At 48.3% G+C, this 7,275-nt stretch carries 5 protein-coding genes; all 5 read left to right on the top strand.

From position 1 onward, the window contains the following. The first annotated feature begins 721 nt into the window (after positions 1-721). A complete protein-coding gene (cdhA, locus tag EO93_RS13520; protein ID WP_048163055.1) occupies positions 722-3,136 on the top strand; it encodes a CO dehydrogenase/acetyl-CoA synthase complex subunit alpha in 2,415 nt (804 codons plus the stop codon). Positions 3,137-3,138: 2 nt separating this feature from the next. Then, a complete protein-coding gene (gene cdhB, locus EO93_RS13515) occupies positions 3,139-3,651 on the top strand; it encodes a CO dehydrogenase/acetyl-CoA synthase complex subunit epsilon (RefSeq protein ID WP_048134584.1) in 513 nt (170 codons plus the stop codon). A 24-nt stretch (positions 3,652-3,675) separates the two neighbouring features. Then, a complete protein-coding gene (gene cdhC / locus EO93_RS13510) occupies positions 3,676-5,088 on the top strand; it encodes a CO dehydrogenase/CO-methylating acetyl-CoA synthase complex subunit beta (protein WP_048163053.1) in 1,413 nt (470 codons plus the stop codon). Positions 5,089-5,144: 56 nt separating this feature from the next. Then, positions 5,145-5,906 (top strand): carbon monoxide dehydrogenase accessory protein CooC, encoded by a 762-nt coding sequence (locus EO93_RS13505; protein WP_048134580.1) that lies wholly within the window; start codon positions 5,145-5,147, stop codon positions 5,904-5,906. Between the two features lie 249 nt (positions 5,907-6,155). Then, positions 6,156-7,275: CO dehydrogenase/acetyl-CoA synthase subunit delta (gene cdhD, locus EO93_RS13500; protein WP_048163051.1), on the top strand; the 1,120-nt coding region annotated here is incomplete at its 3' end.

Raw genomic sequence — 7,275 nt, 5'->3', positions numbered from 1 at the left:
TAATAATTATAATTATTATTATGAATATTAGATTAAAGATGGTATGGAATAATTTGAATTTTATTTTTGCGAAATTAGATATTCAAGTAAGAAGAATCTTTAAAATTATTTGTTGCTAGTATGAATAAAAGAAATAAATAATAACAAATATTAAAATCAATGGAAAAAAATATTGAGGCTCAAGAATATTAAATCAAAAAACCAATATCAAAAGGCATTGAATACTTTTCTTACATTACAGATCTTCTGGCGTTTTATTTGAAAGTGTGCGTCTCTTCATTCCATTTTACCCTACTCGAAATAGGGTGTTACAAATTAGAAAATGTTATATAGATTTGGTACATTTAGACTTTTAATTAGTGTTCATTATCCATCGGTAGCGACCTCTGCTCAAGATTTAGGTCTAAATCGTTGGTAAAAACGGTTTTTTTGAGACATAGGGCGTAAAAAGGGATTTGGAAGAGAGATTAGGCCCTAAAAACGACTTTTACAAGAAAATATTCCCTATAAAAACGTTTTTATTTGAAAAAACGTTGGTAAAGCAATAAATGTTCGAATATAGAGCTAAGAACGTTTTACCAGAGAACGTCATTTAAATGGTTGTAACTTTAAAGCATACGGCAAGATATATAATGTATAATCATTAAGAATGAGCCGTATATAAGAATTACAATCGTCTTGGCGAAGTCGACTTTAAACAAATTTAGGAGGTAAAGCTCAGATGAGCAAACTAACTACCGGGAGTTTTTCTATAGAAGATCTGGAATCCGTTCAGATCACTATTAACAACATTGTAGGGGCAGCAAAGGAGGCTGCTGAAGAAGCAAAAGAACTCGGTCCGATGGGTCCGACTCCGTTTCCTGGGATCGCAACTTTAAGGGACTGGAGTTTTACGCTATTCGACCGTTACGAACCAGTGTACACCCCTATGTGTGACCAGTGCTGCTACTGTACCTTCGGACCGTGCAACCTGGAAGGGAACAAGAGAGGTGCCTGTGGTATCGACATGAAAGGACAGGCTGCAAGGGAATTTTTCCTCCGCTGCATCACCGGGTGTGCCTGTCACAGCGCCCACGGCCGTCACCTACTCAACCACATCATCGAGCTCTTTGGGGAAGAAATGCCCATCAACATGGGTGCATCAAACGTCATTGCCCCCAACATCCAGCTTGTTACAGGAAGGCAGCCCAAGACCCTTGGAGACCTCAAACCCATAATGGAATATGTTGAAGAGGAACTTGGCCAGATGCTTGCAACCATCCACGCAGGCCAGGAAGGAGCAGCAATCGATTACGATAACAAGTCAATGCTTGCAGGTGTTTTGGACCACGTGGGAATGGAAGTTTCCGATATCGCTCAGGTCACAGCCCTTGGATTCCCGAAGTCCGACCCTGATGTACCCCTTGTGGAAGTCGGTATGGGAACAATTGACCCCAAGAAGCCCGTTATCATTGCAATCGGGCACAACGTTGCCGGGGTTACCTACATCATGGACTACATGGAAGACAACGACCTGACCGACAAGATGGAAATCGGAGGTCTCTGCTGTACCGCATTCGACATGACCAGGTACAAGAGAGAAGACCGCCAGGCCCCCTATGCAAAGATTGTCGGTTCCCTTGCAAAGGAACTCAAGATCGTCCGTTCCGGAATTCCTGATGTAATCGTCCTTGACGAACAGTGTGTAAGAGCTGACCTCGTCCAGGAAGGCCAGAAACTCAAGATCCCCGTCATTGCATCCAACGACAAGATCATGTACGGCCTACCTGACAGGACTAACGATGATGTTGATGCGATCATCGAGGACATCAAGTCAGGAGCAATCCCGGGTTGTGTGATGCTGGACTATGAGAAGCTCGGAGAGCTCGTACCCAGGATTGCCATGGAAATGGCCCCGATCCGCGATGCCGCAGGCTTAACCGCTATCCCCTCCGACGAAGAAATGAAAGCACTTGTCGGCAAGTGTGCGGAGTGTGGCGAATGTAAGATCGCATGTCCTGAGGAACTGGACATTCCGGAAGCAATGGCAGCAGCCAAGGAAGGGGACCTCAATGCACTTGAAGCCCTGCACGACATCTGTGTCGGATGCCGCAGGTGTGAACAGGTCTGCAATAAGGACATCCCGATACTTGATGTGATCGAGAAAGCCGCCATGAAGGCCATCTCCGAAGAGAAAGGTCTGGTAAGAGCCGGAAGAGGTCAGGTAAGTGACGCAGAAATCAGGGCAGAAGGTCTGAACCTGGTTATGGGTACCACCCCTGGTGTCATCGCAATCATCGGCTGTGCCAACTATCCGGCAGGTTCCAAAGACGTCTACAACATCGCAGAAGAATTCCTCAAGAGGAACTACCTCCTTGTAGTGTCCGGATGTTCAGCAATGGATATTGGTATGTACAAGGATGAGGACGGAAAGACTCTCTATGAGAGGTACCCCGGCAGGTTCGAAAAAGGAAACATCCTTAACACCGGATCCTGTGTTTCGAACTCTCACATCTCAGGTACAGTCCACAAGGTCGCTGCAATATTCGCAGGCAGGAACCTTTCAGGCAACCTGGCAGAAATTGCTGACTACTCCCTGACCCGTGTAGGTGCAGTCGGGCTTGCATGGGGTGCATACTCCCAGAAAGCAGCCGCTATCGGTACCGGGTGCAACATGTACGGTATCCCGGCAGTGCTCGGCCCTCACAGCTCCAAGTACAGGAGAGCCCTGATTGCCAAGAACTACGACGAGTCCAGGTGGAAAGTCTACGACGGTAGGAACGGACAGGAAATGGCAATCCCGCCAGCACCCGAATTCCTTATAACCACCGCAGAGACCTGGCAGGAAACCTGCGTAATACTGGCAAAGAACTGCATCCGCCCGTCCGACAACAACATGGGCAGGTCCATCAAGTTGACCCACTGGATGGAACTCAGCGAGAAGTACCTCGGTATCATGCCCGAAGACTGGTGGAAGTATGTCAGGCACGAAGCCGACCTCCCGCTCTCCAAGCGTGAAGAGCTCCTCAAGAAGCTCGAAGCCGAGCACGGATGGGAGATCGACTGGAAGAAGAAGAAAATCATTTCCGGCCCGGCAATCAAGTTCGATGTCTCCGCACAGCCAACTAACCTCAAGAGACTTTGCAAGGAGGCCTGAAAATGGTAGACACTACAAAGAACACAAAGCTGTTTACCACCTACGGTGTAAAGACCTCAAAAGCTATCACCACTGAAATTGCAGCCAAGTTGATTTCAAAGGCAAAGAGGCCACTATTCGTAATCGGGACCGCAGGCCTCACCCCCGAAGTCCTGGACCGCGCAGTTAAGATCGCAAAGGCAGCCAACCTGCCCATAGCCGCAACCGGCAGCTCAATGCTTGGATTTGTGGGCAAGGACGTGGATGCCAAGTACATCAACGTGCACCAGCTTGGTTTCTACTTAACGGACCCCAACTGGCCCGGACTCGACGGCAAAGGGAACTATGACACAATCATTACTCTGGGCCACTACAAGTACTACATCAACCAGGTACTGACTGCAACCAAGAATTTTACCAACGTAAAATCAATTTCAATCGACAAAAACTACATCCAGAACGCAACAATGTCCTTTGGGAACCTGAGCAGGGAAGACCACATTGCCGCACTGGACGAGGTAATTGACCTTTTATAAATTTGAATTAGGAGGCAACATATAATGGCAGAAGAATTCCCATTTGAGATCTCCCCAATGTTCGAAGGAGAAAGAGTAAGAAAAGAAGGCATGTTTGTTGAACTCGGAGGCCCGAAGTCCGTCGGTCTGGAACTTGTCCGAGCAGCGCCCATGGATGAAATTGAGGACGACAAAGTAACAATTATCGGTCCCGACCTCAAGCAGCTGGAAGAAGGCAAGACCTATCCCTGGGCAATGATCTTTAACATTGGCGGAGAACTTGTCGAGCCTGACCTCGAATCTGTCGTAGAAAGGCGTGTCCACGACTTCATCAACTACTGCCAGGGCATTATGCACCTGAACCAGAGATATGATGTCTGGATGAGGATTTCCAAGGACACAGCCGGGAAGATGGACTCCTTTGAGCCCTTCGGAAAAGCTGTAATGATGCTCTTCAAGAGCGAACTGCCCTTTATTGAGAAGATGCAGGTGACCTTCTACACCGACCAGGCCGAAGTCGAGAAGAAACTCGCAGAAGCAAAGGATATCTTCAAGGCAAGAGACGCAAGGACAAAAGACCTGCACGATGAAGATGTGGATGTCTTCTACGGATGCACACTCTGCCAGTCCTTTGCTCCGACCAACGTCTGTGTGGTTTCCCCGGACAGAGTTTCCCTCTGCGGTGCAATCAACTGGTTCGATGGCCGTGCAGCAGCAAAGGTAGACCCCGAAGGCCCACAGTTCTCAATTGACAAGGGCGAGGTCCTTGACTCCAAGACAGGAGAATACTCCGGTGTAAACGAAATTGCCAAGAAACTGTCCAGCGGCGAATTCGACAAGATAAAACTCCACTCCTTCTTTGACTCCCCGCACACATCCTGTGGCTGCTTCGAAGTAGTCGGGTTCTATATCCCTGAAGTAGACGGTATTGGCTGGGTAGACAGAGAATACCAGGGAATGGCCCCGAACGGTATCGGATTCTCCACAATGGCCGGTCAGACCGGCGGCGGAAAGCAGATTGTAGGTTTCCTCGGTGTAGGCATCAACTACTTCTACTCCCCCAAGTTCATCCAGGCCGATGGTGGCTGGAACAGAGTAGTGTGGCTACCTGCCAAATTCAAAGACAAAATCACCGATGCAATCCCTGCTGACATAAAGGACAAGATCGCAACCGAGAACGATGCAAGTGACATTCAGTCCCTGAAAGCCTTCCTCCAGGATAAGAGCCACCCGGTCGTTGCCAACTGGGCAGCAGCTGAAGAAGAGGAAGAAGAAGAGGAAGAAGAAGAGGAAGTAGCAGTTGCAGCCGCTCCAATGATGATGCCTGCAGCCGGCTTCCAGATGCCTGCAATGCCAATGATGTCCGGCGGTTCAGGTAGCGGAATAAAGCTGACCTTCAAGAACGCAAAGATCACCATTGACAGGATGATCATCAGCGAGAAGAAGGAAAAGAAATAACTGAGTGACGACAGGCTATTGCCTAAAACAGAAAAACAATCCAAAAGGGGTATGCTGTGACTAAAGTAATTGCAATAACGGGAAAAGGTGGGACTGGTAAAACAGCGGTAGCGGCTCTTCTGATCCGCTACCTTTCCAAAAACGGGAAGTTTACACTGGCAGTTGATGCAGACGCAGATACTAACCTGCCTGAGACCCTTGGCTGTGAAAACGTAAAAACAATCGGGGATGCAAAGGAGTTCCTGCAGGCTGAAATCACAAAACCAAGGCCTGATAACCCCGATATGAACAAGGAATCGGTACTCAAAAGTAAAGTATATGAGATCATTGAAGAAATGCCGGGATACGACCTGCTGGTAATGGGCAGGCCCGAAGGTTCAGGCTGCTACTGCTATGTAAACAACCTCCTCCGTGGCATCATGGACAAACTGATCGTGAATTATGATGTAGTTGTAATTGATGCGGAAGCCGGGCTTGAGCATTTCAGCAGGAAAATTATCCGGGACATTGATGATCTTATTGTTGTAACTGACGCCTCACGCAGGGGATTCAGGACGGCCGAAAGGATTCGTGAACTTGTGAGTGAACTGGATTCAAATGTTGGCAAAATTCACGTTATTGCAAACAAAGTTACAGATGCAAACCGCGAAGAGCTCGTGAAACTGGCAGGGGACCTGAAACTTAACCTGATAGGTGTGATACCTCTCGACCCGAAAATAGAGGAAATGGACATAAAAGGTATACCTCTCTTTGAAATCCCGGATGATTCGGTTGCTGCAGTAGAAGTCGAAAAAATAGTACAAAGACTGGGGTTCTGACCCCGGTTTCCTTTTGAACCTGTGGATTATGCAGAAAACCGTACCGGAAAAAGAGAACAGGAACCAATGTCCGGTTTAAGAGCTTGAAACGGCATTTAGAATAATCAGAATAACGGAACAGGATTCGTTCCTGTTCCGGTCCCTGTTCCTATAAAAGGGAAAAACATCTGGAAACACGTCCTGTATTATAGTCTTTATTATAAAGTCACTCACAAAAACGGAAAAAATTACGGAAACGGTGAGGTTTACATGGCAAAGAAAATGAAGTTATCAGATATAACAAACATGTTCGCGGGAATGGATGTAGAAGCCCTCGAAGGTGTGACTATCGAAGGGGACATTGAGATTGATCTCGGTGGACTCGGAGGCGGCTTTGACCCGATGCTTGCAGCAGCTCTCGGGCAGGAGAGTGCAGTACTTGCCCAGCACTTCGCAAGAATAGCAGGGATGTTTGGATATCCAGTAGGCTTTGGTGCACAGGCAGCAGCTCCCGCAGTTTCCCCAGCTCTGGCAGCCCCGAAACTCAAGGATATCATCTCTGCCAAGTTTGATGTTGCTAATATCGCAGAATGGACAACTCAGATTCAGGAAGTACCCATAGGCAACACATCTGCAGACGGCGGAAGCCGTGGAAAGCAGGTAATGCTGGGTGGCGAAAAAGCCCTTCCATTCTACTTTGATGCTCCAATGCCGAACAGGAACCAGGTCACAATCGACGTGTTCGACATGAGAATAGGGCTTGCAAAAGCTGTCAAGGAGAACTACGACGAGGTCATGGACAGCCCTGGAGAATGGGCAAAGAAGAACGTTGAAAAGTTCAACGCAGACATGATCACCATCCACCTGATTTCAACCGACCCGCTCATTAAGGACACTTCCCCCAAGGATGCAGCCAAGACCGTTGAAGAAGTCCTGCAGGCCGTTGATGTGCCAATAGCCATTGGTGGATCAGGGAACCCACAGAAAGACCCCGAAGTCCTGGCAAAAGCAGCAGAAGTTGCAGAAGGCGAGCGCTGTCTCCTTGCATCTGCCAGCCTGAACCTGGACTACGCCAAGATCGCAGAAGCCGCATTAAAATACGACCACGACGTGCTTTCCTGGACCCAGCTGGACATGAATGCCCAGAAGGAACTGAACAGGAAACTAATGAAGCAGTGCAATGTGCCCAGAGACAGGATCATCATGGACCCGACCACTGCAGCCCTGGGGTATGGTCTCGACTATGCTTACACCAACATGGAGCGTATCAGACTTGCAGCCCTGATGGGTGATGACGAACTGACCTTCCCGATGTCCTCAGGTACCACCAACGCATGGGGTGCCCGTGAGTCCTGGATGGTTAGCTCGCCATTGGGACAGGATTCTGACT

It is taken from the genome of Methanosarcina sp. 1.H.A.2.2 (assembly GCF_000979975.1).
GTDB lineage: Archaea > Halobacteriota > Methanosarcinia > Methanosarcinales > Methanosarcinaceae > Methanosarcina.
The sequence above is the reverse complement of the archived record's forward strand: the minus strand, read 5'-3'. Positions and strand labels throughout refer to the sequence as shown.